This is a genomic window from Nocardia veterana NBRC 100344, from assembly GCF_000308855.1.
Lineage (GTDB): Bacteria > Actinomycetota > Actinomycetes > Mycobacteriales > Mycobacteriaceae > Nocardia > Nocardia veterana.
In genome coordinates, this window is sequence record NZ_BAGM01000073.1 from 109,397 (window position 1) to 135,642 (window position 26,246).

The following is a 26,246-nucleotide window of genomic DNA, read 5'->3' on the forward strand; positions in this document are numbered from 1 at the left end:
GGATCGGCTCAGGCCACCGAGCTGGTCGCGCGCGCGATGAGGTGTTCGACGAGCGTCATCAACACCGTCTTGCAGGAGCTGCGGTCGCGAGCATCGCAGAGCACCACCGGAATGTGGGCGTCCAGATCGAGAGCCTCGCGCACCTCCTCGGTGGTGTACACCGGAGCGTTGTCGAAGCAGTTCACCGCGACCGCGAACGAGAGCCCGCGCCGCTCGAAGAAATCGATGGCCGCGAAGGAGTTCTCCAGCCGCCGGGTATCCGCGATGACCACCGCGCCGAGCGCACCACGCGCCAATTCGTCCCACAGGAACCAGAATCGGTCCTGACCGGGCGTGCCGAACAGGTACAGCACCAGGTTCTGGTCGATGGTGATGCGACCGAAGTCCAGCGCCACGGTGGTGGTGGTCTTGCCCTCCACACCGGACAGATCATCGATGCCGGTGGACAGTTCGGTGATCAGTTCCTCGGTACGCAGCGGCGTGATCTCGCTGATCGAGGACACCATGGTGGTCTTCCCGACGCCGAAACCGCCGGCTACGAGGATTTTGACCGAGGCAGCCAGGTCGGCCGAGGACGCAATATCAGGCACGGTGTTCTACAGCTTTCGGATTCCATCGAGTACTGCTCGCAAAATGTTCAGTTCGCCGGTCCCGCCGGTTTCGGGGTCGGTGCGGGCCGGAGCCCGGAAGTTCAGCAAACCCTCGCCGATCAGATCACCGACGAGGATCTTCGTCACCGCCAACGGCAGCTTCAGTCTCGCGGAGACCTCGGCCACCGATTGCGGAGTCCGGCAGAGCCGAACGATTTCCGCGTATTCGGGTTCGACGCGCCGCAGCGGCGGACCCGGTGACACGGTCACCAGCAGGGTGAGCATGTCCAGATCGTGTCCCACCCCCATGGTGCGGCCCCGCGTCACGGCGTACGGACGGACCAGAGGGCCGGCCGCATCGTCGAACCACGGTTGACCGAAGCGCGTCATGACAATCTGTGCTCCACGTGCTCGGCCAGACCGTTGCGCGCATCGGTGGACAGGTATCCGCCGACTCGTTGCACGGTCAGATTCATTTCGTAGGCCACCATACCCAGATTCGCGTTCTCGTTGGCCTGCAATGCGATACATGCGTTGTCGCCGGCCGCGGTGACGAACAATACCGCACGGTCGAGTTCGATGACGGCCTGCCGCACGCCGCCACCGTCGAACCGGTTGCCCGCACTACGGGCCAGGCCGTAGAGGGTGGCGGACATGGCGCCGAAGTGTTCGGCGTCCTCCCGGCTCATCGAGGTGGAGCGGCCCAGCAGCAGCCCGTCGGTGGAATGCACCACCGCGTAGCGCACCCCGGCCAGGCGATCGACGAGATCGTCGAGCAGCCAGTTCAGATCACCTGCGTTGGAAGAAGTCACCTTCGCCTTCCTGTTCGTCCGGAGTGGGGCCGGGCTGCGCGCGCCGCCCCTGCCTGGTTCCGTTCTCGATGGCGGACATCAGGTCTCGTGCCTGTTCCGCCGAGCGCGGCCGCTGCGGGGACGCAGCCTCGGGTTGGGGGTCGTGCGCCAATTCCGGTGCCAGACTGGCCTGTCGGCGGCGGCGGGGCAACGGTGGGCGAGCATCGCTGCCAGTGTAAGACGGGCGCTGCGGGCTTCGGCGTCCCGGTTGCTCCGTCGGCGCGGGGGCTTCGGGCCCGGGCGTGCTGTCGTGCGGGGCCGGGCTCTGGCTCCACGCCGGCGCATCGACGCGCGGTCCGGTGTCGGTGCGCGGAAAATCCGACCAGGCCTGGGGCTGCGGCGGCGGCAAGGTGGCCAGCGAGGTTGCGGCCGAGGCCGGTTCGGTCGCCGAGATCGCCGGGAATTCCCCGGTCATCGCGGGTTCGGGCCGGCGGCCGGCGAATCGCTCCGGCAGATGATCGGCCAGCGGCGCGTCGGCCGCGACCACCGCCGTCGGGACCAGCACGATGGCGCGGACACCGCCGTAGTCCGATTCCGACAGCCGCACCGAGATGCCGTGCCGGGCGCCCAGCTGAGCGACCACGAACAGCCCCAGACGCGAATTGGCCGACAGCGTCGCGACACCGAAATCCGGTGGGTTGCGCAGCATCTCGTTGGCGCGTTCGAGTTCGTCGGCGGACATACCCATGCCCTGATCGCTGATCTCGATCGCCACGCCCTTGCCGACCACGTTGCTGCTGACCTCGACCCGCGACTGCGGCGGCGAGAACGAGGTGGCGTTGTCGACCAATTCGGCGAGCAGGTGGATGAGGTCGGCGACGACATTGCCGACGATGAACACCTGCGGCATACGGTGGGCTCGCACCCGGGCGTAGTCCAGGGTTTCGCCGATCGCGCTGCGCACCAGTTCGACCAGCGGAACCGGGCGCCGCCACTGCCGGCCGGGCTCGCCGCCACCGAGGATGATCAGATTCTCGGCATTACGGCGTTCCCGGGTGGCCAGGTGGTCGAGCCGGAAGAAGGTCTCGAGCAGCGCCGGATCCTCCTGGCGCTGTTCGGCCTCGTCCAGAATCTCGAGCTGGCGATGCACCACGATCTGGCTGCGGTGGGCGATATTGAGGAACACCGCGCGCACACCCTCGCGGGTCCGGGCCTCGGTGACCGCGGCGGCGACGGCGGCGGTGTGGGCGCGGTTGAAGGCGTTGGCCACCGAACCGATTTCGTCGTGGCCGAAATCGAGGCGGGCCGCTTCGGTTTCGGGATCGACGTCCTCACCCTCGCTGAGCCGGCGCATGGTCTCGGGCAGCCGGACCTCGGCCAGTGCGAGGGTTTCGGTCCGCAGCCGTTTGAGTCGCCCGATCAACCGGTTGGCCAGCCACAGCGACAGCAGGAAGGCGATGATCGCGATCGCCAGCACACCGGCGCCGGCCCACAGCGAATTGGTCGCGGTGCGTTCACCGTCGTCGACGGCGGTCTGGTTGGCGTGGTCGTTCTGGTATTGCCAGGCGGCCAGGAGTTGGTCGCCGAGTTGTTCGGCGGAGGTCCGCCAGTCGGCGAAACTCATGGGCGGCGGCGGCAATTCGCCGGATTTGTTCGGCGCCGGCGGATTGATCAGGTAGTCCTCCATCGCGGCGAGCTGCTGCCAGGCGGGGGAGGCGATGACCGCCTTGATCTTGTCGGCCGGCGGGCCGGTGAGATCGGCGGCCAGCTGGGGGAGTTCGGTTCGGTAGTACCCGACCAGGTTGCGATAGTCGTCGCGCATCTGCCCGGCCAGGATCCGGCCGTTGAGTTCCGCGGCGGTCAGGGCCGCGCTGCGCGACATCCCCTCCATGGCGTGCAGGGTGCGCAGACCACCCGCGAGCTCCTGTGCGACGGCGGCATCGGGGGCGGTGGGAATGGTGAGATTGGTGCCGAGGACGACGGCGTCGAGGATCCGGTTGTAGATGGCGTAGGTGTCCGGAATCGGCAGGGCGCCGGCATCGATACCGCCGCGAATGGCCGGGAGCTGCTTCTTGAGGGTTTCGAATCCGCCGGCATCGTCACCCATCGGGTTCTGCCCACTGGCCATCAACCGGCTTTCCGTGGCTGCCAGGGCCTGCAGCGACTTGTCGACGCGGGTTCGGGCCGCGCCGAGGGCCGCCGGATCACTGTGTTCACCCGCCAGATGCCACAGCGAGAGCATTCGTTCCTGTTCGACCGCGGCGATCATTTCGCGAGTGTGCACATTGGCGCTGCCCAGAATCGACGCCCAATCCTTGGCGTGTTGCCCCTCCCGTACCAGATATCCCGCTGTCCCCACGCCGATTCCGAGCAACGCCAGACTCGGAACCACGGCGATGGCCAGGATGCGGGTTCGGATACCGAGCCTCGCTCTCAACATCGGCACAACATAACGGGGGCTGTTTCAAACTTCAGGTCGGATACCACTGAGCGGGACTGATATTGACTTTCGCCGCGCGCTGTGAGTCCGCAGGTAGACGGCGAATATGTGCAGGTGTGCGGCGTCGGGACGGCCGACACGTTGTGGTAAGTCACACGTTTGAACCCCGTGCCGTATAGCCGACCGGAATCCGAAGCGCGCCAGTCGGTTCGGCTATCGCTCGCCTCGGCCGATCAGCACGGCCAGGACCGCCGCCGCCGCGCCCTCGATCGCGACGACGGTGACGATCAGTGCGGAATGCGATGTGTCGGAAAGGAATCCGGTGACGGCGCCACCGATCGCCGTGGCCGTACCCAGCACGGCGGCGTAGATGCCGTAGGCGGTGGCGCGCCGTCCCACCGGGACCAGGTCGGCGACCACCGCCCGCAACGTCGCCTCCTGAATGCCGAGGGTCACGCCCCACAGCAGGGCACCGCCGACTACCGCGGCCGGCTGCTCCGCGAACCCGAAGGCCGGAACCGCGGCGAGCGAAATCGGCAGGAACAGAAGTGTTTTCGCGCCCACTCGGTCGTACAACCAGCCCGACCCCAGGGCAGCGACCGCATCGGCGGCCATCGCGGCGGCATAGACCAGCGGTACGGTCGCCGGTGTCAGCACGCCGCCGGCCACCATGTGCAACGAGAGCACTCCGTAGGTGGTGGCCCCGAACAGGCAGACGGCCGTGAACAGGCAACAGCCAGAACTCCGGCGGCAGTTCGATTGTCGCCGAGCGCGCCGGCGGCGGTGCGACGGCTTCGTAGCGCGCCGGGTCCGGAACCCGGAGGCGAATACGCAGCAGCAGTACCAGTGCCGCAGCGCCCGGTATCGACAGCACCGCCAGCGCCGGGGCGTAGTCGCCACCGGTGGCCGCCAGGACGGCCGCGACGGTCAGCGGACCGGCCACCGCTCCGATCTGATCGAGGGCCTCGTGGACGGCGAAACCGCGGCCGCGACCGGTGACGGCGGTGGCGTGGGAGAGCAGCGTGTCCTTGGCCGGGCTGCGCACTGCCTTGCCGACCCGCTCGGTGATCACCAGGGCGGCGGCCACCCACAGCACGCCGGCGATCCCGAGCAGCGGAACACTGACCAGGGTCAGCAGATAGCCGGCGATGGTCCACGCCCAGAACCGCCCGCTCCGGTCGGTCAGCGGGCCGGACACCAGCCGCAGTCCGAGCGCGGCGGCCTCACCCGACCCGGTCACCACACCGACCAGGAATCCGGACGCGCCCAGCGATCCGAGCAGCGGCCCGGTGATCGAGCGCGCCCCCTCGTACACGAAATCCGCCAGCAGAGCGACGATTCCGAACCGGGTGACGAAACCCCAGGCGCCCAACGGCGCCACCGGGGTGCGGACCGGCCACGAGGCCCTCGTTCGCCGAGCCGCCATGCGCCGCCTCCGGTCGTCACCGCTGGGTGTACCCCGATCGCCTCCCATGATCGCACCGCCCGGGAAGGGAAGGCGCACGCTCCGGCACGCCGGCTCCGCGGGCGGACAATATCCGACCCAGGGTGGAGATTCGGCCCGGGACCGCGCGGTAGATTGTGTGTATCCGAGGGTTACTCACAAGTAGGAGGCGACGATGCCCGTGCCGGAAGCTGCGGTATTCGAGCGTCTGCGGGCGTTCGCGTCCGTCGACGGTTCGCGTTCGACCAAGACCATCGCCGAGACGTTCACCGGGCGACCGCTGGGCGAGGTGCCGGTCGGAACCGTCGACGATGTGGACGCCGCGTTCACCCGGGCCCGCGCGGTCCAGACCCAGTGGGCGCAGCGCAGCCCGAAGGAGCGGGCCGCGGTGCTCGAGCGGTTCCGGGAGCTGGTGATCAGCGAACGCGACTACCTGATGGACGTGATCCAGGCCGAAACCGGTAAGGCCCGGTGGGCGGCCCAGGAAGAGATCATGGGCATGATGTTCGCCGCCCGTTACTTTTCCCGGGTGGCGCCGAAGCTGCTGGCCCCGCGTTCGGTGCCCGGCGCCTTCCCGGTGCTCAACCGCGCCCGGGTCCGAACCCAGCCCAAAGGCGTCGTCGGCGTGATCGCGCCGTGGAACTACCCGATGGTGCTCGCCATCGGTGACGCGATCCCAGCACTGGCGGCCGGCAACGCGGTCGTCGTCAAACCCGACAGCCAGACGCCCTACTCGTCGCTGGCCTGTGTGGAGTTGTTGCTGCGCGCGGGAATGCCGCGGGATCTGCTGCAGGTGGTCCCGGGCCCGGGCACCGTGGTCGGCACCGCGATCGTCGACCGGTGCGACTACCTCATGTTCACCGGCTCCTCGGCGACCGGCAGCGCGCTGGCCCAGCAGTGCGGCAAGCGCCTCATCGGTTTCTCCGCCGAACTCGGTGGGAAGAACCCGATGATCGTGACCCGCGGGGCGAATCTGGACAAGGTCGCCAAGGCCGCCGTGCGCGCCTGCTTCTCCAATGCCGGTCAGCTCTGTATTTCGATCGAACGCATCTATGTCGAAGAGGCGGTCGCCGCGGAGTTCACGGAAAAGTTCGTCGCCGCGGTCGGCGCCGCGAAACTCGGTGCGGCCTACGACTTCTCCACCGATATCGGCAGTCTGATCTCACCGGCGCAGCTGGAGACGGTCACCAAACATGTCGCCGACGCGACCTCGAAGGGCGCGGAGATCCTCGCCGGCGGCAACGCCCGCCCCGATCTCGGACCGCTGTTCTTCGAACCGACCGTGCTGAGCAAGGTCACCGACGAGATGGAATGCGGACGAAACGAGACCTTCGGGCCGTTGGTGTCGATCTACCCGGTCGCCGATGTCGAGGAAGCGATCGCCCGCGCCAACGACACAGAGTACGGCCTGAACGCCAGCGTCTGGGCCGCCGGTCCCGCCGAGGGTGAGGCGATCGCCGCCCGGCTGCGGACCGGAACCGTGTGCGTCGACGAGGGTTACGCGCCGGCCTGGGGAACCACCGGTGCCCCGATGGGCGGTATGGGCATCTCCGGTGTCGGTCGCCGGCACGGGCCCGACGGGCTGTTGAAGTTCACCGAGCCGCAGACGGTGGTCGTCACCCGCGGCTTGAATCTCGATGCGCCACTGGGCATTCCGCAGTCGAAGTGGCAGGCCCTGCTGATGACCCTCGCCCGCAGCCTGCGTTACCTGCCGGGACGCTGAGCCGAGCCGACCGGTCACCGGGACTCCCGGTGACCGGTCCCGCTCACTGGTTGAAGAAGATTCCGGTCAGATTCGCGTTCTTGATCGGGGTGTCGGCGTTGCGTTGGTTGGCACACAGAAAATCGACGGCCGCCATGGTGGCGTCGACCTGGGTGCCGGGCGGCTCGTGATCGCTGTTCGTCTGCTGCTTCACGAATTTCGTGATCGTGACCCGCTTGGTGTCGGCGTCCTGCTTGACGTAATCACTGCAGGGCGTGTCACCGCCCTTGTTGATCGCACGCTGCACGTCCGAGCATCCGCTCAGCAGGCCCGCGGTCACCGCGGCCGCCGCGATCGTGCCGAACAGCGCGGCGAAGCTCCGGTGGGCCTTGGCTGTCATCTGGTCTCCTCATCGAGGCCGGGCGCCGGGACCGTCCCGGCAATTCGTCCGCAAGCCTAAGCGTTCACCGCTCGAATACCCCGCCGCACCGGGACGAATCGTGGCAGCCGCTACCCTACGGCGGTGCAGGTGTCTCAGGTGGCCGGCGACGTGTCGTCGGTGACGGATCGATTGACGACGATATCCCCGCAGCCACCGATCTGGGTGGTCCTGGCCACGGCCGCGGCCGCCGCGGTGGTGGTGCTCTACCGCCCGGTGTGGCGGGTGCTGCGCACCTGCGTGACCATCGCCCACGAGGTCGGGCACGCCGTCGTCGCGGTCTGCACCGGGCGCACGTTGAGCGGTATCCGCCTGCACTCGGACACCTCGGGGGTGACCGTATCGCGCGGTAAGCCACGGGGTTTCGGCATGGTGCTGACCACGCTGGCCGGATATCCCGCGCCCTCGGCCGTCGGGCTGGGTTTCGCGCTGCTGCTCGGCACCGGGCGGCAGACCCTGATGCTGTGGATCCTGATCGCGGCGTTGGTGGTGTTGATCCTGTGGATCCGCAACCTCTTCGGATTCCTGGCGGTGATCTGCGCCGGCGGCGCCGCCTTCGCGGTGTCCTGGTACGGAAATGCGATGTGGCAGGGCGTCTTCGGCTATGTCGTGACCTGGTTCCTGCTGTTCGGCGGACTCCGGGCGGTGCTCGAGTTGTGGCGGGTGTCGGTGCGCGGCGACGGCTCCGATGCCGATCAGCTGGCCTGGCTCACTCGGATTCCCGCCCGCTTATGGGTACTGCTGTTCGGTCTGCTTACGCTGGCGGCGCTGGTGGTGGGCGCGACGCAACTGCTGGGGGTGCGTTTCGGCGCGGCCGGCTGAGCCGCTCACCCGCCCTCGCGCGCCTGCCGCCGCCAGCGCTGTGCGGTCTCGGAATCGCCTCGGCGCTCCAGCACTTCGGCCAATCCGGCCATCGCGCGCCGATCGCCCTGCTCCGCGGCACGCTGCCACCAGTGGGCAGCTTCGACCAGGTCGCCGCCGCGGAAACCGAGCACGCCGAGATCGTAGGCCGCCCCGATGTGGCCGAGATCGGCCGCTCGGCGCCACAGGTGCTCGGCCTGCTCGAGTTCGCCGCGGGTATGGGACACCAGCCCGAGTTCGTAGAGCGCGGCCCGGTAACGTTCCTGTTCGCCGGTCTGCTCGTCGGTCGTCGTCACCGACACGACCAACTCCGCGAAATCCGGTGCGCCGACGCCACTGCTGCAGCGCAGCACCATCGCCGTGTCGTTTCCGCGTTCGATGACGACACCGTAATTGCCGGTCCACGATTCGACGACGCCGCTCGCGGTCATCCAGACCGGCGTGAGGGTGTACGCCGCCGCCGGGCCGGTGCGGGTCAGCCGGAGCTGCGTACCGGCGGCGATCGCATCGGTCCAGACGTCCACGCCCGGCAGCCGGCGGCCCTGCAGATCGACGTGGCCGTCGAGCACCGACAAACCGATTCCCAGGCCGAGCAGACCGGGCGGCGGGGCCGTGGACAGCAGTGACAGCCGCACCACGGTGTGGTCCGCACCGAGACGCTGTGAGTACATGGGATGAACGGTCACGCCGTTCCAGCCGACCGGTTCGGTGCCCGGATATCGGTCGGCCAGTGGACGATTCGCCGCACCGGTACCGCCCATCGTGTCGCCTTTCGCCGCCGCTGCAGGAGAGTCAGCTTCGTGGGAATCGATGCACTGCCGCGCACACCGTAGTCCCTGCGGCCGGAAAATGGCGCCGAACCGGCGGGTTCAGTCCTCGCTGCCGCCGCGCTCCCCGACGAACGCCCGCAACGCCGGATCGGCCGAGACGATCCGGTCGACCTCGCTGCCGCCGGTGCATTCGAACAGGCCGATGGTCAGCTGCGTGCCGCGCCGACCCAATACCCGCCAGACTCCGCCACTGTCCTGCCAGCGCATCAGCGTGGCGACCGGGGAGTCGGCGGGGAGGTTTCGTGAATCCGGCACGCCGCCATTATCTGCCGTCGTGGCTCCCTGCCGTTCGTGACTCTTTCGTTCGTGGCTCGTGGCTCGTGGCTCGCGGGTCGGGTCCCGGTCCGCGGGCCGTGCGGATTCGCAAAGGCGAATCGACCGCACGGCCGCGGCGGGCCCGGCGGCTACGGTGTGGAGTAGCCGATGAGGGCACCGATCCCGGCACCGATCGGAATGGTCACCAGGGCGCCGACGCCGCCGAGGAAGAATCCCAGGACCGCGCCGATACCGGCGCCGACCAGCGCGCCTACACCGGCGTTGTACTGCTTGCGTGCGATCGTGTCGGAGGCCTCGTCGATGGCCTGGGCGGTCTGCGCCGTGGCCGACTGCGGGGTGAGGGTGAGCGTGCGGCCCGCGTTCTCGATCCGCGGCGTGAGGCCCACGAGGCCGGATGCCGTCCGCAGACCCAGCGGCACGGCGGCGACGGTCCGGCCCGCGGCATCGGTGAGGGTGACCGTATCGCCGGTGACGGTGAAGGATCCGGCGTCCACCGTGGTGGTCACCCCGGTGTGGTCGGCGGTCGGTGCGGCGACGAAGCCGACACCCTGTTCGGTCCCGCGCACGGCGATCTCGCTCGCCGTGACCGGAGCGGCCTGCACCACACCGGCCGCGGCCGTGGTGGCGCCGACGGCGAGCAGCGCGGTGGCGGCGAATTTCTTGGCTCTCATGATCTTTCCCCACTATTCCGTCGGCCCGACTGCGGCCGACATGTCCCCGTGGCCGGATCTCGGCCGTCCTCATTCTTACCCAGATATCGCCGCGGTGTTCGGTTTCCGATCCGGGGTAGCCGAAAGCCGTTCGGGCGCAGGCTGTTTGCCGACAATTCACCGGACCGTTCCGGCGTCGAGGAGAATGTGATTGCCAAACATTAGCCGCGATGTCGTCACCGGGGTGCTGCCGCCGCGTCGATCTGTGCTGCACACCCGGGACAGGCCGGCGCTGGATCCATCGCAAACCATGCCGTCCGGTTACCCGGCACCCCCATCCAGCTGCGGTGATGTCGCGATTCGACGCGCCTGCCGACCGCGATACCGGCCACCGAATCCGGTCGGCACCGTATCGTCGGGAGGTGTGAGCGACGGCGACGGTTCGACGCGCGCGCGATTGCGGCAATCCGCGATCGGCGATCCGGTCGCGTTCGCCGAGCATGTGTGCGCGCGTTTGCAGCGCGAGATTCCCGCCTATCGGGGAATCGCTTCCACCGCCCTCGTCCCGTCGATCGCGCAGGCGATCGACCGGCTGATCGCGGCCACCGCGGCCGACCGTCCGCTCGACGAACAGGAGCTGGCGCTGTTCCGGGACTACGGGGCGTTGCGGGCGGAACTGGGTGTCCCACTCGAGGCCATGCTGCGCGGGTGGCAGATCGTGGTCGGGGAGGCGATCGAGCGCATCGGTGCCGCCGAGCAGTGGGCGACCCGGCCGGGTGCGGCGTTGATGTCGGTCCTCGCCGCACTGCTGCGTGCCTCGGACGCGGCCACCGTCGCCTACAGTTCCGGTCATCGCGACGCCGAGGCCCAGATCACCCGCCGGCTCGACTCCCGCCGCGACGAATTGGTCCGGGCGCTCGCCAACGCGACGCTGCCGGCCGGTGAGTTGCGCCGACGAGCGCAGTACCTCGGAATTCGGCTCGACGGCTCGTACGCCGCGTTCCGGGCGATCACCGCGGAACCGGAACAGACCGAATGGGAGCTGCGGCAGCTGCGAGGATTCCGGCCGCCGCACGGCGTGGTCGCGATTCTCGACGGCGACGTGGTGGGGATCTGCGACCCACGCGACGGGTCACATCCGCCGGTGGGGACCTATCTGGGAGTCGGCCCGGTATGTCCGTTGGAGCGGGTGCCGTATTCGCTGCGCGTCGCCGGGCGGGTCGCCGAGACCGCACGCCTGTTCGGCCGCCCGGGCCGCCACACGCTGGTCGACCTGGGCGTACTACCGGCAGTGGTCGGCGACAGCGATGTCGGTGAGGCACTGGTCCACCGCTACATCACGCCGATCGACGATGCCGAGGCCGGGACGATCCTGGCGACGGTCGACGCCTATCTGGCGTCGGGACTCAACGCCAGCGAGACCGGCCACCGCCTCTACATGCACCACAACACCGTGCGCTACCGCCTGTCCCGCTTCGAGGAGATCACCGGTGCCTCCCTCAAGGATCCGCACGTCGCCCAGCAGGTGTGGTGGGCACTGCGCTACTGGGAACTCGGCACCGGCACCGGCGATTCGTGACCGTCACTGACGGCGATCGACAACCGAACGCGCGGCGATTTTGTGAACTTTTACGAAACCACGCGGCCGCGCCCGAAGTTGATCGATTGGAGAGCTCGACGCGAACCCTTTCGCTCGATGCCGATCCCCGTGCGACGCTCGAAAGGCAGAACCGGCACCATGACAGTGGCCACCTCGTTCCCCGACGTATTCGCCGACGCCGTGGATCTGGCCGTCCGCGCCCCGTCGGTGCACAATACGCAACCGTGGCGATGGGCGTTGCGCGGTGAACACATCCATCTCTACGCCGATGCCGACCGGCATCTGACGGTCACCGATCCGGCGCAGCGCGCACTGCTGATGAGCTGCGGCGCCGCACTTCATCACATGCGGGTGGCCCTGGGCATGCTCGGCTGGTCCGCGGAGGTGACCTATCTGCCCGACGATGCCGAACCCGATCATCTGGCCGTGGTCGCGGCGCGCCCGCAGTCGGCGTCGGCGCGCGATATCGAACTGGCGGCCGCGATCGGGCACCGGCAGTCGGATCGGCGTCGCTACAGTTCCCGGCCGGTGCCGCAGGCATACGTGCGGGAGGTTTCCGGCGGGGCCCGACGGTTCGGCGCGGCGGCCCGTCAGGTGCCGCGCGAGTTGCGCCCGCAGCTGGCCGACGCCGCCCGAACCGCCTCGCTGCGCCACGGCGCCGACCCGGCCTATCTGCACGAATTGGCGGTGTGGAGTGGCCGGCACGGCACCGACGACGGCGTGCCGGCCGCCAATACGCCCGCGCCGCGGCCCGACGACGAGATCGCGCAGCGCCGCTTCGAATCTCCGGAGCTGGCCGATCTCGCCACCGGGCCGGAGGCCGCCGAATGGCTGGTGCTGTGCACGATCGGCGACGACCGGCTGGCCCGGCTGCGGGCCGGCGAGGCCGCCAGTGCCCTGCTGCTGTCGGCGACCGCGCTCGGCCTGGCCTCGAGCCTGCAGTCCGAGCCGCTGGCGATGCCGGACCTGCGCGCCGAGATCCGGCATCGGGTGTTGTCGGACTGCGCCTATCCGCAGACGATGGTGCGGCTGGGCTGGCGCGCACCCGGCGCCGCGCCGCTGCCGCACACCCCCCGCCGGCCCGCGACCGAGGTGATCGCCACCGCCGAGCCGTCGCGGGCGAGCTAGATACCCGCTGCCGCGGCTGCGAGCTAGATGCCCGCTGTCGCGGCTGTGAGCTAGATACCCGCTGCCGCGGCGAGGTCGCGAGCCATGGCGACGACGGCGTCGATCCGTTCGACCGTCGGCGTTCCGGCGGCCGCCTTGTTGCCCGGGGTATCGGCCGCGCGGCGCATTACACCCTCGGCGATGATGGCCAGCTTCCACAGACCCAGCACATGCCAGAACGTCAGCGCGTCGCGGTCGCGGCCGGTCGCGTCGAGATAGGCGGCCGCCATATCGGCCCGGTTCGGGAAGCCGGGTAACGCCGAGGCCGGGAAATCTCCTCCGATGTCCTCGCCGGGCTCGACCCAGTAGGCGAGCAGACTTCCCATGTCCGCCAACGGATCTCCCAGCGTGGACAGTTCCCAGTCCAGGGCGGCCACCACCGCGCCGGTTTGCCGGTCGGTGATCACGTTGCGCAGATGGAAGTCGCCGTGCACCAGGGTCGTCTCGTGCTGCGGCGGAATCGCTGCGGCGAGGCGGCGGGTGAGGTCGTCGAGTTCCGGCAGCTCCCGGGTTCTGGATTGTTCCCACTGCCGCGACCATCGCTTCAGCTGTCGCTGCGCATAGGGCTTGTGGCTGGCCAGATCCGCCAGGCCCACCGCGTCGAGGTCGACGGCGTGAATGCGGGCGAGGGTGGCGGTGAGCGATTCGGCGATGGCGTAGCGGCGCTGCGGGGTGAGGGAGTGCGCGACTTGCATGGTGTCGACGACCTCGCCGTCGACGAATTCCATCAGCACGACCGGCGCATCGCAGACCTCGGATTCGGTGGCGACCGACGGGATTCGGGGGACCGGCACATCGGTTCCGGCCAGCGCCGACATGATGCGCGCCTCCCGCACGACATCGTGAGCCGAGGCCAGCAACCGGCCCAGCGGCGGCCGGCGCAGCACCCAGCGATGTCCGGCGTCGTCACGCACCAGATAGGTGAGATTGGACTGTCCCAACCCGATCCGGCTGAAAACCAGATCGCCGCTGCGCTCCAGCCCGAGTCCGTCGATCCAGCGAGCCGCCGCGTCGGTGTCGATGCCGGTCACCACCACGTCGCCGACGGGCCCGGTCACCGGCCCGTCCGGAACGCCGCGGGGTGACCGAGCCGCTGCCCGCCGTCGATCACCATCACCTCACCGGTGATCCATCGCGCGGCATCGGAAGCCAGGAAGGCGACGGCCGCGGCGACATCCTCCGGTTCGCCGATCCGGTCCAGTGCGGTGGCGCCGGCCACCGCGCCCTCGTGTTCGCGCCACAGCGCCTCGGCCAATTTGGTGCGCACGACACCGGGCGCGACCGCGTTCACGCGCACGGTCGGCGACAACTCCAGCGCCATCTGTTTGGTCAGATGGATCAGTGCGGCCTTGGACGCATTGTAGAGACCCAGATTCGCCTCGAATCCCATTCCGCCGATCGATGCGGTGTTGACGATCGCGCCGCCGTGCGCGCCCATCCAGGCCTCGGTCGCCAGGGCGGACCACAGGATCGGCGCCCACAGGTTCACGTCGAAGATCTTCGCGAAGCGCGCATGGTCCTGTTTGATCACGGGGCCGAAGGCGGGATTGGTGCCGGCGTTGTTGACCAGGATGTCGACGCTGCCGAACCGCTCGAGCGTGCGGTCGATACACGCGCGGGCGGCCTGCTCGTCGACCGCATGGGCGGCGATACCCAGCGCATTGCCCTGCACCTGGGCCGCCGCCGCATCGGCCGAGCCCTGATCCCGCGAGGTCAGCACCACATTGGCTCCGGCCGCGGCCAGCGCCTGCGCGGTGGCGAGCCCGATGCCCCGCGAGGCGCCGGTCACGACGGCGGTGCGGCCGGTCAGATCGAAATGCGCCATATCAGTTGCCCGCCTTTTCGTCTCGATACCGGCGCAGTTCCTGGCGGGCGATGGTCCGCTTGTGTACCTCGTCGGGCCCGTCGGCCAATCGCAGGGTGCGCAGATGCGCCCACGCCATCGCCAGCGGGAAGTCGTCGGTGACACCGGCGCCGCCGTGCACCTGGATGGCGCGGTCGACGATCTTCAGCGCGATATTGGGCGCCGCCACCTTGATCGCCGCGATCTCGGTGCGCGCTTCCTTGTTGCCGACGGTGTCCATCAGATAGGCGGCCTTGAGCGTGAGCAGCCGGATCATCTCGATATCGATGCGCGCCTCGGCGATCCAATCCTGGATATTGGCGTTGGCGGCGACCGGCTTACCGAAGGTGATGCGCGAACTCGCCCGGCGGCACATCAATTCCAATGCGCGCTCGGCCATTCCGATGGCGCGCATGCAGTGATGGATGCGGCCGGGTCCGAGGCGGGCCTGGCTGATCGCGAATCCCTCACCCTCACCCTTCAGCACGTCCTTCACCGGCACCCGGACGTTGTCGAAGTCGATTTCGGCGTGGCCTTCGCGGTCCTGATAGCCGAATACCGGGAGTCCGCGCAGCACAGTGATGCCGGGAGCGTCGATCGGGACGACCATCATCGACTGTTGCCGGTGCGGCGCGGCCTCCGGATCGGTCTTACCCATCACGATCAGCACCTTGCAGTGCGGGTGCAGGGCGTTGGAGGCGAACCATTTCCGGCCGTTGAGAACGTATTCGTCGCCGTCGCGGACCATCGACAGTTCGATGTTGGTGGCGTCGGAGCTGGCGACCGCGGGTTCGGTCATCGCGAACGCGGACCGGATCGTGCCCGCCAGCAGCGGCTTCAGGTACTTCTCCTTGTGCTCGTCGGTGCCGAAGAGCGTGAGCACCTCCATGTTCCCGGTGTCGGGGGCGTTGCAGTTGCAGGCCTCCGGCGCGAGGTGGCTGCGGCCCATGATCTCGGCCAGCGGCGCGTATTCGAGGTTGGTCAGGCCCGGACCCCATTCCGGATAGGGGTGGAACAGATTCCACAGCCCGCGGCGCTGCGCCTCGGCCTTGAGTTCCTCGAGGATGGGGGGCTGGAAGTGCGGATCGCCGGCGGCGCGCATCTGCTCGTCGTAGACGGCCTCGGCCGGGTAGATATGGGAATCCATGAACTCGAGCAGCTGACCGCGGTATTTCTCGGCCCGCTCGGATAGGTCGAACATCGACATCTGCGATCTCCTGATCGTCGGTGAAATCTGGGGGTCAGTTCTGGTCGAACAGGCTGCGCTGGTACCGCCGCATGCCGGCCAGCCAGCGGTCGTAGTCGGAGCCCTTGCGCCGGTACATGTCGAGCACGTTCGGATGCGGCAGGATCAAGAACCGCTCGGCCTCGATGGCGTCGAGGACGATGTCGGCGACCTCGGCCGGTTCGAGTACCTCCCCGGCATCGGTCACCGCGCGGGTGGATGCTTCGCCCAGCCGGTCGCCGGAGTCGCGCCCGGCGTACAGCAGCGGGGTGTCGACGCCCATCGGGCACAGGCAGCTGACGCGAATTCCGCGGTCCCCGTAGGTGACCGACAGCCATTCGGCGAAGCCGACCGCGGCATGCTTGGTGACCGAATAGGTGGCCGATCCGATCTGGGTGAGCAGACCTGCCGCCGAGGCGGTACTCACGAAATAGCCTTCGCCCCGCTCGAGCCACGTGGGGATCAACTGCGTGGCGGCCCGGATATGGGCGCGCACATTGACGTCGAAGGAGCGGTCCCAGTCCGCCTCGGTCACGTCGAGGCCGACGGCGCCGGCGATTCCGGCATTGGCGAAGTACAGGTCGACCGGGCCGAAGGTGTTCTCGGCCAACGAAATCAGGCCCGCGATCGCGTCGGGATCGCTGACGTCGGCGCCGGCGCTCACGCAGGCGCCGGGATGGTCGGCGGCCACCGCGTCCGCGACGGTCTTCGCGGCGGACTCGTCGATATCGGCGACCACGACCCGTGCGCCGGCGGCGGTGAGCCGGGCGGCGAGCGCCCCGCCGATCCCGCCGCCGCCTCCGGTCACGATGGCCACTTTCTCCGCAACCTGCACTGCGTACCCCTGTCTGCGTCCGAGCTGTCACCTCACCGTAATTGAGGTTGACGTCAACTTCAATTCAGGGTGTGTGTTCGACGCCACCTCGCTGTTGTAGCAGTCCGAGGAGAGCCGCAGGGCGAAAACGGGGGAGGCGGTCAGGCCTTCGGCGGGATCCGCAAGGCGTTCACCCACAGCCGGGTCGCGGTGAAGGTCAGCGCGTCGATGTCGACGCCGTCGTCGTCACCGCCGACGAAATGCCCGAACGCCAGCCGGCTGACCATGCCCGAGAGCGCGCGCGACGCCAGCAGCGGGTCCAGCTCCGGATCGGCCAGCCCACGGCGTTGCAGCGACTCGATGCTGCGGGCATTCCGGTCGATGAAGGCCTCGGCGCGGCGCTGGCGCAGCACCCGGAACTCCGGGTCGATATTGGCGACCTGCTCGAGCAGGGCCATCAACTTGGCGTTGCGCTGATACGCCTCGAAGTAGGCGCGGTTGCTCGCGGCTACGACCGCGGCCGGATCGTCGGCTTCGGGAACATGCGGCATACCAGGATGCAGCATGTCCTCCTGGGCGATCTCGAGTACGGCGGCGAAGATCTCCTCCTTACTGGAGAAGTAGGTGTAGAAGGTGCCCGAGGAGCAGTTCGCGGCCGTGGTGATGTCGACCAGCCGGGTGTCCAGGTAACCGTTGGTTTCGAAGACCCGGCGGGCGGCCGCGATCAGGGCCGCCCGCGTGCGCAGGCCGCGTTCGGTGGTCGGCAGTTCGCGCAGCAGCGAGGTCCGCGCCATCGACGGCGCGCCATCCGTACCGCCGCGGTGCTCCTCGGACTGTGCCATGCAGAAAGTTATAGCTCACCGATTGCGCTGGACGACCACATGCGCCAGCGTGAGCAGATCCTCGCAGCCCAGTTCGTCGGGCAAGCTGTCGAGGGCGGCGCGCAGGGCCCGGTCGGCGCGCTGCTGGGTCTGCTCTCGACCACCGGCGGCCGCGACCAGTTCGGCGGCGTATTCCGCATCGGCCTGCGAGAGCGGCCGCGGATCCCGGTAGCGGCGGGCGAGTTCGGACCCGGCGGGGGTCCCGGAGGTCAGGGCGCAGACGACGGGAAACGACCGTTTCTTGGCGCGCAGGTCGCTCAGGCCCGGCTTGCCGGTGACGGTGGGATCGCCCCAGATGCCGATCGCGTCGTCGACCAGTTGGAAGGCCAGGCCCAGATTGCGGCCGAAGGTGTTGAAGGCGGCCACCGTGCGCGAGTCGGCGCCCGCGCACAGGGCGCCCAACGCGCACGAACAACCCAGTAGGACAGCGGTTTTGCCCGCCGCCATGGCCAGATAATCTTCGACACTCACCGCGGGGCGGGTCTCGAAATCGCAGTCCTGATATTGACCGTGACACAGGGTCGCGGTGGTGCGGGCCAGCCGGATCACCGCCGCGGCGCCCACCGGCTCCGGCACCCCACCGTCGGAGAGGACGGCGAAAGCCAACGCCTGCAACGCATCTCCGAGCAGGGTCGCGTTGGTGACGCCCCAGACCCGCCATACCGTCGGGCGGCCGTGGCGCAGTGGGTCGGCATCCATCACGTCGTCGTGCACCAGTGTGAAGTTGTGCAGCAGTTCGACCGCGGCGCCGGCGTGGACCGCGTCGGCGGGCGGTGCGCCGCAGGCGGCGGCCGCGGCCAAGGTCAGGGCCGGGCGCAATCCCTTTCCGTGAGCGCCGGCGCGCAGGTTGCCCTCGGTATCGCACCAACCGAAGTGGTAGCCCGCCATCCGGTCCAGCGGATGGCCCAGGGTCGCGACGGCCGCCCGCAGTACCGGGGTGATGGCCGTCCGCGCATCCGCGAGCAGGGCAGCTGCGGAGCGGCTGCCGGGTGACGCCTCCCCGGCCGGGCGACTGCGGCGAGCGGCATCGCGGGGGAGCCCGCAATCCTTGCGTTCGACGGCCGGAAGATATTGGGGCCGTTGATAAGTAGTGGGTTTCGAAGATCGCATTGCCGGCCCCGCTCGCTCGGACACCGCCGCCGCGGCCGCTCCGCGTCGCGGTCGACGGTGCGTGAACATTCATCGTCGCATCGGAACCCGCGCCCGGGGATGTCCGCCGGATTGCGTTTGCGCAACGGCCGCGGGTTCGGACCTCAGGTCAGCGGCGCACCGTGTTCGAGCGCCTCGCGCGGCGCACTGGTGTACCGCGCGGCCTGATAGTGATAGTCGAAATTGGCTCGGACGTATCGAGTGTAATTGGTTGCGGTGGTGAGGATATCGCTGCGCTCGCGTCCGGACAGGCCGGCGGCGTCGAGTTCGGCCGGAAGCTGGTCGATCGCCGTCAGCATCCGACGCACGCACCGGGTGAGCATGTCGTCGACCAGTTCGATCGCCTGCGCCCGGGTGCGACCCTGCCGCTCGGCGAGGAGCACCGAGTTGTACAGATAGTCGGAGGCTTCGTCGGAGTCGACGGACAGGATGTCGTTGAACAGACCCATATGCTCGACCGCCGCTTCCCGTAGTCGGCGCAGGGCCGGCAGTCCCCGTGCGGCCGAACCCGGATCGACTCCCTCGGCGATCTCGCTGATATCGAGAAATACATACAGCGCCACCGAATCTCGCCGGTGGGCGCGGTAGTCGTCCAGATCGGGGTAGTGGCCGGTGAGCCGGCCGATGCTCTCGGTGTAGTAGGTCCACAACCACGCCGAGATCTCGGTCCGCACCGCGTGCCGCCACTGGCTCGACCGCCCGGCGCACAGGTCGGTCCACAGATCGGCGAAGGCTACGGCGAGGACACCCGCCGGTGCGGCCTCGGGCTCGAACACCTCCTCCAGTGCGGTGATGGTGGCCAATGTGCGCGCCGGATCGGGTCTTTCGATATCGAACTGATCGTCGACGATGAAGGCCCACGCGGTGAATCGGCTCAGCAACCCCAGCGCGTTCACATCGGCATACGGACACCACAGCGCGTACATCCGAGCCGGCCGTGTGCGGTGCACCCGCCGCCGGGTCGGCCCCGAGGGAACGAGGTCGTAACGCTCGAGCCAGGCCCACATGGCCTGCTCGGCCGCCGATTCGGCGGGATTGACCCCCTCCGAATCGAACGGCATGTAGAACTCAGTGTCATCCATTCGAAACCGCCTATCTCCCAAGCAGTTTAGCGTGAAGGCGGCATTCCGGGCATTCGCTTTGCGATTACCGGGCAGTCCGGGACACCGCTCGGTGTCCTGTCGGCAACCGGCCCGACGGCGTTACTCCAGGCGTCGCCGGACCACCGCGCCGGTCGACGAATTGCCGTGCGGCGAAGCGTCTCACGACGTCGGAGCGGTGCCCGCCGGCCGTCTGCTCGTCGCCGGCACCCCGGAAAGCCGGTCACGAAGGCGGTCGACGAGCGATGCCCACCCGGAAGCGCCGAAGCAGGTGTACAATGCGGACCCGAGGCCCGCCTCTGCCCCGAGCGGTGCGGCGCAACTCGACGGCGAGCATCGGAGGGGTCGGCCCACCGCCCACGATGATCACGCGGGTCGGCATTGCCACGTTACCGCCTCAGGTGTAGTACTCTGCTCGAAGTGATCTGAACCGTAGTACTACAGATGGAGTGGCTCAAGTGGTGCGGACGAATCCGGAACGCCGGCAAGCCCTGCTGGATGCCTCGATCGAGGTCCTGGCCAGAGACGGCGCCCGAGGACTGACCTTCCGGGCAGTCGATCAGGAGGCGGGTGTGCCCGCCGGCACGGCCTCCAACTATTTCCCCAATCGGGACGCCCTGCTGGTGCAGGTCGGGAACCGCTATTACGAGCGACTGATCCCCAGCGAGGAGGCCATGGCCAAGTCACGGGGACCGCAAACCCGCGAGAGCATGACCGAGCTCATGACCGAGGTGGTCGACCGCGTCTTCCACTTCCGCACCGGCTATCTCGCGCTCCTCGAACTACGACTGGAAGCCACCCGCCGCCCGGAACTCCAGGCGCTGCTCACCGAGCGGGTGCGCGCGGACCTGGATTTCAATATCGCCAACTATCGCGAATCGCAGCTACCCGGCGACGCCGACGCCGTCGTCCTGCTCTACCTCGCCCTGAACTGGCTCATCCTCGAACGCCTCACGCTCCCAGGCATTTTCGACGAACAACGCGCCGCCGAGCTGGTGCGCACGATCGTCGAGCGAGCGATACCCGCGACCGACTGAGGCGACGGTCCAGGGGAGCTCATCCGCAGAGTTGGAAGCCTCGGCGCGACCTCCCCACCATCCAGCGTCACGTGATCGACCAAGTCTCAGCGACACCGGGCCGGCCCCCACCGGCGTACGTATGGACCTGGAGAGCCTTCTGGCGCAAGCCGGCTCCCTCGTTTCGGGTTCGACGAATGTGTCGTAGCGGTGCCATAGCATTCGCCGAGCCAAGCCGACAGAGTACGACGAACGAGACGGAACGATGCCAGAACATGAGCAAGACCGAGACCGACCCGATGTGGACCGGAGAATGAGCGAGGACCAGCCCGCCACTTCGGCCGATCTCACACGAGTGCTGTCTTGTTTCGGGCCCACGTGCGGGGACTTCATCGACTGGGGTGCAGCCGAGCAGGTCTACGGGACCTCTTTCCCCGCCGATTACCGGGCCTTCATCGCGGCCTTCGGCGGCGGCGGGATCGAAGATGTAGTCGGTGTCCTCACCCCCGCTGTCTCGCCGGCCGAGTCTCAGCTCTCGAAAGTCTCGAGGCTGTCGGGGAGCGCGCTCGGCGACGATGTGGTGAACCGGTTGGCCCTCGCCGACCGCGGCCGATATCGGTTGGAGGACCTGCTCATCTGGGGTGGAACAGCTGCATACGACGCGGGCCGCGACCCCTGGGAGTAGTGATCCGAGCGGCCTCCTCGCTCGCGGTCGCAGAACCTCCGGCCGCGAGCGCCGATCGCACGTCGGCAGGGTGCAGAGGAGAAGCGCCCGAGGCGCCGCGATGCGTCCCTGCCCCCGTCTAGGCGGCCCGGGCCTTCTGCAGACCCCACTGCGCAGCCAGCAGTTCGTGCGAGCGCAACCGGTCCTCGTGGCGGTGCGTGACGCTGGTGACGACCAATTCGTCCGCGCCGGTCAGTTGTTGCAGGGCGGACAACCGTTCGGCCACCGTGGCCGGGGAACCCACGAACTGGGTGGTGACCCGGTCGTGCACCAGCCGCTGCTGGGTTTCCGTCAGCGGGGGCGCGGTGTCGGGATCCAGATATTCGGCCGCGCCGGCGCCGCTGCGGATGCTGTAGACCCAGTGGCCGTAGGTGGAGGCCAGGTGAGCGGCGGTTGCGTCGTCGGCGGCGACCACCACATCGGCCGACACCACCAGATACGGCCGTGGATACCGAGCCGAGGGCCGGAACGCGGCGCGGTAGGCCTCGACGGTCTCCACGATGGTGCCGGGGGAGACGTGATAGTTGGCGGCGAACGGCAGGCCCAGCCGCCCGGCGAGCTGGGCGCTCTCACCGCCCGAACTACCGAAAAGCCACAGCTGCACATCGGCGCCCTCACCCGGAACCGCATGCAGCGCAATACCTTCCGAGCTGCGATAGGTGCCGGCCAGCAGATCACGGATCTCACCCACCTGCCGGGCGTAGTCCAGGGGCTGGGTACCCGGCAGTTGCAGCGCCTCGAAACTCGCCGCCAGCCGCGCGGTGTCGAGCAGACGCCCCGGAGTGAACGGCGGGGGAATGACCACCCCGTCGCGCACGCGGGTCGGCCGATCCGGCGCCGGCACCGGACGCACTCCGGCCGACCGCACCTCGGCGACGCGATGTGCCGATCGCCCCAGCCCGAGATCGAGCCGGCCCGGGTAGAGCGCGTCGATGGTGCCGAACGCCTCGACCACGGCCGCCGAGGTGTGGTGACCGACCTGCACGGCCGCCGAACCCACCCGGATGGTGTCGGTGGCGGCGGCGATCAGCGCGATCAGGGTCGTCGGCGCGGACGAGGCCACGGCGACGAAATGGTGTTCGGCCACCCAGAATCGGCGATATCCCCACGCTTCCGCGTGCCGGGCCAGATCGACCGTGTTGCGCAACGCCTGCTGCGCGGTGGAACCGGTGCTGATCGGTGACAGGTCCAGAACGGACAACGGCACGGTCATGCTGCGGTCCTCCCGCCCCGCGGATCCTGCTCGCCCGCCTCGACGGCGACCGGAAGGCGGTTCTCGGCCGGCGCCAGCGGGCAGGTCGCGTAATCGGTGAACGCGCAGGGCAGATTCTGCGCGCGGTTGAAGTCCAGCACGACGCTGCCGTCGGTGGCCGGGGTGCCCACCGGCAGCAGTCGCGCTCCCGGATAGGTCGTCACGCCGGCCGTGGCATCGGAGAAGAGCACGCGCAGACCGGATTCCGGATCGCCGAAGGCGATCAGCCGGTGCTCGGTGCCGCCGAGTCGGAAGGCGATCGTGCCCGGCGCACGATGGTGATGTTCGAGTCCGTCGACCACCGCGCCGGTGACGACGGTGCGGTCGGTGTCGAACGGTGTGAAGCGCCCGATGATCACCCATCGCGGCTGGGCGGGATAGGCTGGGATCCCGGCGAATGTGGCGAGGCCCGGTGCGGCCGGATCGTGGACCCGCACGGCGTAGCGGCCGCTGCGACGGATGACCTCCAGCAGCCGTTCGCCGTGCCGCACTTCGATACCCGCGGCGCCTTCGCCCGGCGTGAGGACCGTTCGGTCGCCCAGGGGGCGACCGTCGAGGGTCAACTCGGCGCCGTCGGACACCACGACCGTCTCGCCGGCGACGCGCCAGCGGCCCGGCACCGCCTCGAGTACGACGTCGTGGTCGGTGAGCCACTGCAGTCCCGTAAGGCTCAGCCACCCGAGCGGCGCCCGCGCCCACCGGTCCCGTTCGGCCCGCCAGGCCCGCCATTCGGTGTCGAATTCGGCGCCGGGGCCGGCTCCTTCGGTGCTGATCACGGTCATGACGCTCGCACTCCTTCGCTGCCGCGATGTGGGTGGCGCAGCCCCAGATGTTCACGCAGGGTCACACCGGTGTACTCGGTCCGGAAACTGCCCAGGTCCTGCAGTTCCGGAACGACCTTGTCGACGAATTCGTCGAGGCCGTGCGGGGTGAGATGCGGTACGAGGACGAAGCCGTCGGCGGCATCGGACTGCACGTACCGGTCGATCTCGGCGGCGACCTGCGCCGGAGTTCCCACGAACTGTTGGCGCGCGGTCACCTCGATGATCAGTTCGCGGATGCTCAGGTTCTCCGCGGCGGCCTTCTCCCGCCAGGCCTCGGCCACCGCCCTGGGGTCCTTGGCGTGGCGGACCCGGCCGCGGGTGATGTTCGCGTTGTCGACCGGATCGATCTCGGGCAGCGGGCCGTCGGGGTCGTAGCCGGAAAGGTCGCGGCCCCAGACCTGTTCGAGGAAGGCGATGGCCGTCTGCGGACCAACCTGCTGCAGCCGGATCTCGCGCGCTCGCTCCTCGGCGTCGGCGGCGCTGTCACCGAGGACGAAGGTCGCGGCGGGCAGGATCTTCAGATCGTCGCGGCTGCGGCCGTACTTCGCGAGCCGGGTTTTGATGTCGGTATAGAACCGGCGTCCGTCCTCGAGCTCGCCGTGGCGGCTGAAGATCGCATCGGCCTTGGCGGCGGCGAATTCCCGGCCCTCCTCGGAGTCACCGGCCTGGATCTGTACCGGATATCCCTGCGGGCTCGCCGGTAACCCGTAGCCGCCGTCGATATCGAATTGCGTTCCGCGATAACGGAATCGGGGCGCCGGGCCGCCGAACACCCCGCGTTCGCGGTCGACGACCGGCGCCCCGCCGGCGCGACTGTCCCAGATCGCGCGGGTCGCGTCGACCACTTCCGCCGCGCGCACATAGCGTTGCGAGTGGTCCAGGTAGCCGCCGCGCCGGAAATTCTCACCGGTGAACGCGTCGGACGAGGTGACCGCGTTCCAGGCGGCCCGCCCACCCGAGAGGTGGTCCAAACTCGCGAATTGCCGTGCGAGTTCGAAGGGCTCGTTGAACGTGGTGTTGATCGTGCCCGCCAGGCCCAGATGCGTCGTCACCCCGGCGAGCGCGTTGAGCACGGTGAAGGTGTCGGGGCGGCCGACCACGTCGAGGTCGAAGATCCGGCCGCGGTGTTCGCGCAGCCGCAGCCCCTCGGCGAGGAAGAAGAAGTCGAACAGCCCGCGCTCGGCGGTGCGGGCCAGGTGGACGAAGGAGTCGAACTCGATCTGGCTGCCCGATTCCGGCACGCTCCACACCGTGGTGTTGTTCACCCCCGGAAAATGCGCGGCCAGGTGAATCTGCTTGCGTACCTGTTGTTTCGGCATCCTCATCCTCGGGCGAGTGCGTAGCGGTTGGCGGGACGGGTCAGACCGATCCGAGCGCGCAGGCTGCGCGCCGGCCGGACCAGCGCGGCGCCGAACGCGGGCACCGCCAGCGGCCGCAACACCAGACCGTCGGCGGCGCACGCCCGCTGGGTCCGGTCGAGCAGCGCGCGCAGCCCGTCGGCGGTGCCGAGGTGGCGCACGGACGCGGGCGGGACCGCCGGGCCCCAGGCGTCCAACTGCTCGAGTTCGGCGTGGGCCCGGTCCTCGGTCGCGGCCAGATGCACCTCCACGTCGAGCAGGATCCGGACCTCGTCGGGCCTTCGCCCGGCCGCGGCGACCGCGGAGCGCAGCCGAGACCGCAGCGCGGCGGCCTCGTCGAGGTCGGCGGCACCGATCCGGATCAGATCGGCCCGGTGGACCGCGAGGCGGGTGCTCGCCGCCGACGCCGCGCGCACCGCGATCGGCGGCTGCCCCTGCGGCGGGCGGGGCGTGATCGAGGGGCCCTTGACGGAGAAGTTCTCGCCCTCGAAATCGATGTAGTGCAATCGGTCGCGGTCGATGAAGCGGCCGGTCGCGATGTCCCGGATCTCGGCGTCGTCCTCCCAGCTGTCCCACAGCCGGGTCACCACCTCGATCGCCTCGTCGGCCTCGTGCCACAACGAGGTGTCGTCCTGCGGTTGTTTGCGGCCGAACAGTTTCGTCTGGTCGGGGTCGGCCGAGACCGCGACCTCCCAGCCCGCCCGGCCGTCGGTGGCGTAATCGAGGGCGGCGATCGCCTTGGACACGTGGAACGGTTCGGTATGCGTGACCGTCGCCTGCGGGATCAGGCCGATGGCCCGCGTCGCGGCGGCCGCCCGGGCGGCGACCGCGACCGCGTCGAGCGGTCCGTACCCGCTCGCGTCCACGCCGAAGGTGTCCGGGAGGAAGACGAAGTCGAGGCCGGCCCGGTCGGCGGCGGTGATGGCGTCGAGCCAGTAGCCGGCGGTGAACAACTCTTCGGCGCGGGAGTCGGCCCGCCGCCACGACGCCGGGTGGATACCCGTGCCGGACAATTCCACCCCGAGCAGAGGCGGGAACGACGACATGCGAGGGCGTCCTTTCGATCGACAGGAAGACACCGCCGAATCGCGGTTCACGGGAAGCGGAGATCTCCCGCGATCGCCGGATGGGCGCAAGCTCAAACTATGAGAAATCGCCTGCGGCGTCAGCACTCTCGATCGCGGTGAATTCTATTCTTGCGGCCGCCGCGATCGCCGCGGAGCCGAAGCCTCCGGGACAGTCCCGATGCGCGGGACCGCCCGTACCCGGC

Annotated in this window: 25 protein-coding genes and 1 pseudogene; 6 read left to right on the forward strand and 20 right to left on the reverse strand. The window is 69.0% G+C overall.

Annotated elements, in window-relative coordinates; genetic code table 11:
* Positions 1-8: 8 nt before the first annotated feature.
* From ON37_RS12840 to ON37_RS12860, 5 genes and pseudogenes are all read right to left on the reverse strand, one after another.
* Positions 9-590, reverse strand: a complete 582-nt coding sequence (locus ON37_RS12840; protein ID WP_040719317.1) for a GTP-binding protein — start codon at positions 588-590, stop codon at positions 9-11.
* Between the two features lie 6 nt (positions 591-596).
* Positions 597-980, reverse strand: coding sequence for a DUF742 domain-containing protein (locus ON37_RS12845; RefSeq protein WP_040719319.1), 384 nt, complete (start codon positions 978-980; stop codon positions 597-599).
* Positions 977-1,402, reverse strand: a complete 426-nt coding sequence (locus ON37_RS12850; RefSeq protein ID WP_040719320.1) for a roadblock/LC7 domain-containing protein — start codon at positions 1,400-1,402, stop codon at positions 977-979. The genes ON37_RS12845 and ON37_RS12850 overlap by 4 nt, the downstream gene beginning before the upstream one ends.
* A complete protein-coding gene (locus ON37_RS12855; RefSeq protein WP_040719430.1) occupies positions 1,380-3,821 on the reverse strand; it encodes a nitrate- and nitrite sensing domain-containing protein in 2,442 nt (813 codons plus the stop codon). The genes ON37_RS12850 and ON37_RS12855 overlap by 23 nt, the downstream gene beginning before the upstream one ends.
* Positions 3,822-4,034: 213 nt before the next feature.
* A pseudogene (locus tag ON37_RS12860) lies at positions 4,035-5,247 on the reverse strand (MFS transporter).
* A gap of 193 nt (positions 5,248-5,440) precedes the next feature.
* Between ON37_RS12860 and ON37_RS12865 the strand changes: the two are divergent.
* Positions 5,441-6,988, forward strand: a complete 1,548-nt coding sequence (locus ON37_RS12865; RefSeq protein WP_040719322.1) for a succinic semialdehyde dehydrogenase — start codon at positions 5,441-5,443, stop codon at positions 6,986-6,988.
* 43 nt (positions 6,989-7,031) lie between these two features.
* Here ON37_RS12865 and ON37_RS12870 read toward each other — a convergent pair whose 3' ends face one another.
* Complete coding sequence (locus tag ON37_RS12870; RefSeq protein WP_051031527.1) at positions 7,032-7,367, reverse strand: hypothetical protein; 336 nt, start codon at positions 7,365-7,367, stop codon at positions 7,032-7,034.
* Positions 7,368-7,490: 123 nt separating this feature from the next.
* On the opposite strand from ON37_RS12870, the gene ON37_RS12875 reads away from it, so the two are divergent.
* Positions 7,491-8,228 (forward strand): M50 family metallopeptidase, encoded by a 738-nt coding sequence (locus ON37_RS12875; protein WP_085997280.1) that lies wholly within the window; start codon positions 7,491-7,493, stop codon positions 8,226-8,228.
* Positions 8,229-8,233: 5 nt separating this feature from the next.
* Here the strand turns inward: ON37_RS12875 and ON37_RS12880 are convergent, their stop codons facing one another.
* The 3 genes from ON37_RS12880 to ON37_RS12890 form a co-directional block, all read right to left on the reverse strand.
* Positions 8,234-9,028, reverse strand: a complete 795-nt coding sequence (locus tag ON37_RS12880; RefSeq protein ID WP_040719324.1) for a tetratricopeptide repeat protein — start codon at positions 9,026-9,028, stop codon at positions 8,234-8,236.
* 108 nt (positions 9,029-9,136) lie between these two features.
* Positions 9,137-9,352 (reverse strand): hypothetical protein, encoded by a 216-nt coding sequence (locus ON37_RS12885; protein ID WP_040719326.1) that lies wholly within the window; start codon positions 9,350-9,352, stop codon positions 9,137-9,139.
* A 149-nt stretch (positions 9,353-9,501) separates the two neighbouring features.
* A complete protein-coding gene (locus tag ON37_RS12890) occupies positions 9,502-10,044 on the reverse strand; it encodes a DUF8020 domain-containing protein (protein WP_040719327.1) in 543 nt (180 codons plus the stop codon).
* 403 nt (positions 10,045-10,447) lie between these two features.
* Between ON37_RS12890 and ON37_RS12895 the strand changes: the two genes are divergently transcribed.
* Entirely contained in the window at positions 10,448-11,602 is a 1,155-nt protein-coding gene (locus tag ON37_RS12895) for a PucR family transcriptional regulator (RefSeq protein WP_040719328.1), read from the forward strand.
* Between the two features lie 159 nt (positions 11,603-11,761).
* Entirely contained in the window at positions 11,762-12,751 is a 990-nt protein-coding gene (locus ON37_RS12900) for an Acg family FMN-binding oxidoreductase (RefSeq protein WP_040719436.1), read from the forward strand.
* A 50-nt stretch (positions 12,752-12,801) separates the two neighbouring features.
* Here ON37_RS12900 and ON37_RS12905 read toward each other — a convergent pair whose 3' ends face one another.
* From ON37_RS12905 to ON37_RS12935, 7 genes are all read right to left on the reverse strand, one after another.
* The gene (locus ON37_RS12905; RefSeq protein WP_174362100.1) at positions 12,802-13,827 is read right to left on the reverse strand and encodes a phosphotransferase family protein; all 1,026 of its coding nucleotides are present in this window, start codon (positions 13,825-13,827) and stop codon (positions 12,802-12,804) included.
* 17 nt (positions 13,828-13,844) lie between these two features.
* Positions 13,845-14,615 carry an SDR family oxidoreductase gene (locus ON37_RS12910; RefSeq protein WP_040719330.1) on the reverse strand — a complete coding sequence of 257 codons (771 nt, stop codon included), beginning with the start codon at positions 14,613-14,615 and terminating at the stop codon, positions 13,845-13,847.
* A 1-nt stretch (position 14,616) separates the two neighbouring features.
* Positions 14,617-15,840 carry an acyl-CoA dehydrogenase family protein gene (locus ON37_RS12915; protein ID WP_040719331.1) on the reverse strand — a complete coding sequence of 408 codons (1,224 nt, stop codon included), beginning with the start codon at positions 15,838-15,840 and terminating at the stop codon, positions 14,617-14,619.
* A 34-nt stretch (positions 15,841-15,874) separates the two neighbouring features.
* Positions 15,875-16,693, reverse strand: a complete 819-nt coding sequence (locus ON37_RS12920) for an SDR family oxidoreductase (RefSeq protein WP_040719333.1) — start codon at positions 16,691-16,693, stop codon at positions 15,875-15,877.
* Between the two features lie 140 nt (positions 16,694-16,833).
* Positions 16,834-17,514, reverse strand: coding sequence for a TetR/AcrR family transcriptional regulator (locus ON37_RS12925; protein WP_040719334.1), 681 nt, complete (start codon positions 17,512-17,514; stop codon positions 16,834-16,836).
* A 15-nt stretch (positions 17,515-17,529) separates the two neighbouring features.
* Positions 17,530-18,663, reverse strand: coding sequence for a polyprenyl synthetase family protein (locus ON37_RS12930; protein WP_083892946.1), 1,134 nt, complete (start codon positions 18,661-18,663; stop codon positions 17,530-17,532).
* A 143-nt stretch (positions 18,664-18,806) separates the two neighbouring features.
* On the reverse strand, positions 18,807-19,784 hold the full coding sequence (locus ON37_RS12935; RefSeq protein WP_157171447.1) for a terpene synthase family protein: 978 nt from the start codon (positions 19,782-19,784) through the stop codon (positions 18,807-18,809).
* Positions 19,785-20,260: 476 nt separating this feature from the next.
* Between ON37_RS12935 and ON37_RS12940 the strand changes: the two genes are divergently transcribed.
* Both ON37_RS12940 and ON37_RS12945 read left to right on the forward strand, forming a co-directional pair.
* Positions 20,261-20,839 (forward strand): TetR/AcrR family transcriptional regulator, encoded by a 579-nt coding sequence (locus ON37_RS12940; RefSeq protein WP_040719335.1) that lies wholly within the window; start codon positions 20,261-20,263, stop codon positions 20,837-20,839.
* Between the two features lie 292 nt (positions 20,840-21,131).
* Positions 21,132-21,503, forward strand: a complete 372-nt coding sequence (locus ON37_RS12945; protein WP_051031529.1) for an SMI1/KNR4 family protein — start codon at positions 21,132-21,134, stop codon at positions 21,501-21,503.
* A gap of 118 nt (positions 21,504-21,621) precedes the next feature.
* On the opposite strand, the gene ON37_RS12950 is transcribed toward ON37_RS12945, so the two are convergent.
* The 4 genes from ON37_RS12950 to ON37_RS12965 are packed head-to-tail and all read right to left on the reverse strand — an operon-like array spanning position 21,622 to position 26,022.
* The gene (locus ON37_RS12950; protein ID WP_040719336.1) at positions 21,622-22,755 is read right to left on the reverse strand and encodes an LLM class flavin-dependent oxidoreductase; all 1,134 of its coding nucleotides are present in this window, start codon (positions 22,753-22,755) and stop codon (positions 21,622-21,624) included.
* Positions 22,752-23,576 (reverse strand): DUF1684 domain-containing protein, encoded by an 825-nt coding sequence (locus ON37_RS12955; protein ID WP_040719338.1) that lies wholly within the window; start codon positions 23,574-23,576, stop codon positions 22,752-22,754. Before ON37_RS12955 ends, ON37_RS12950 begins: the two co-directional genes overlap by 4 nt.
* A complete protein-coding gene (locus tag ON37_RS12960; protein WP_040719339.1) occupies positions 23,573-24,937 on the reverse strand; it encodes an NtaA/DmoA family FMN-dependent monooxygenase in 1,365 nt (454 codons plus the stop codon). The genes ON37_RS12955 and ON37_RS12960 overlap by 4 nt, the downstream gene beginning before the upstream one ends.
* A 2-nt stretch (positions 24,938-24,939) precedes the next feature.
* Positions 24,940-26,022, reverse strand: a complete 1,083-nt coding sequence (locus ON37_RS12965; RefSeq protein ID WP_040719340.1) for an LLM class flavin-dependent oxidoreductase — start codon at positions 26,020-26,022, stop codon at positions 24,940-24,942.
* Positions 26,023-26,246 lie beyond the last annotated feature (224 nt).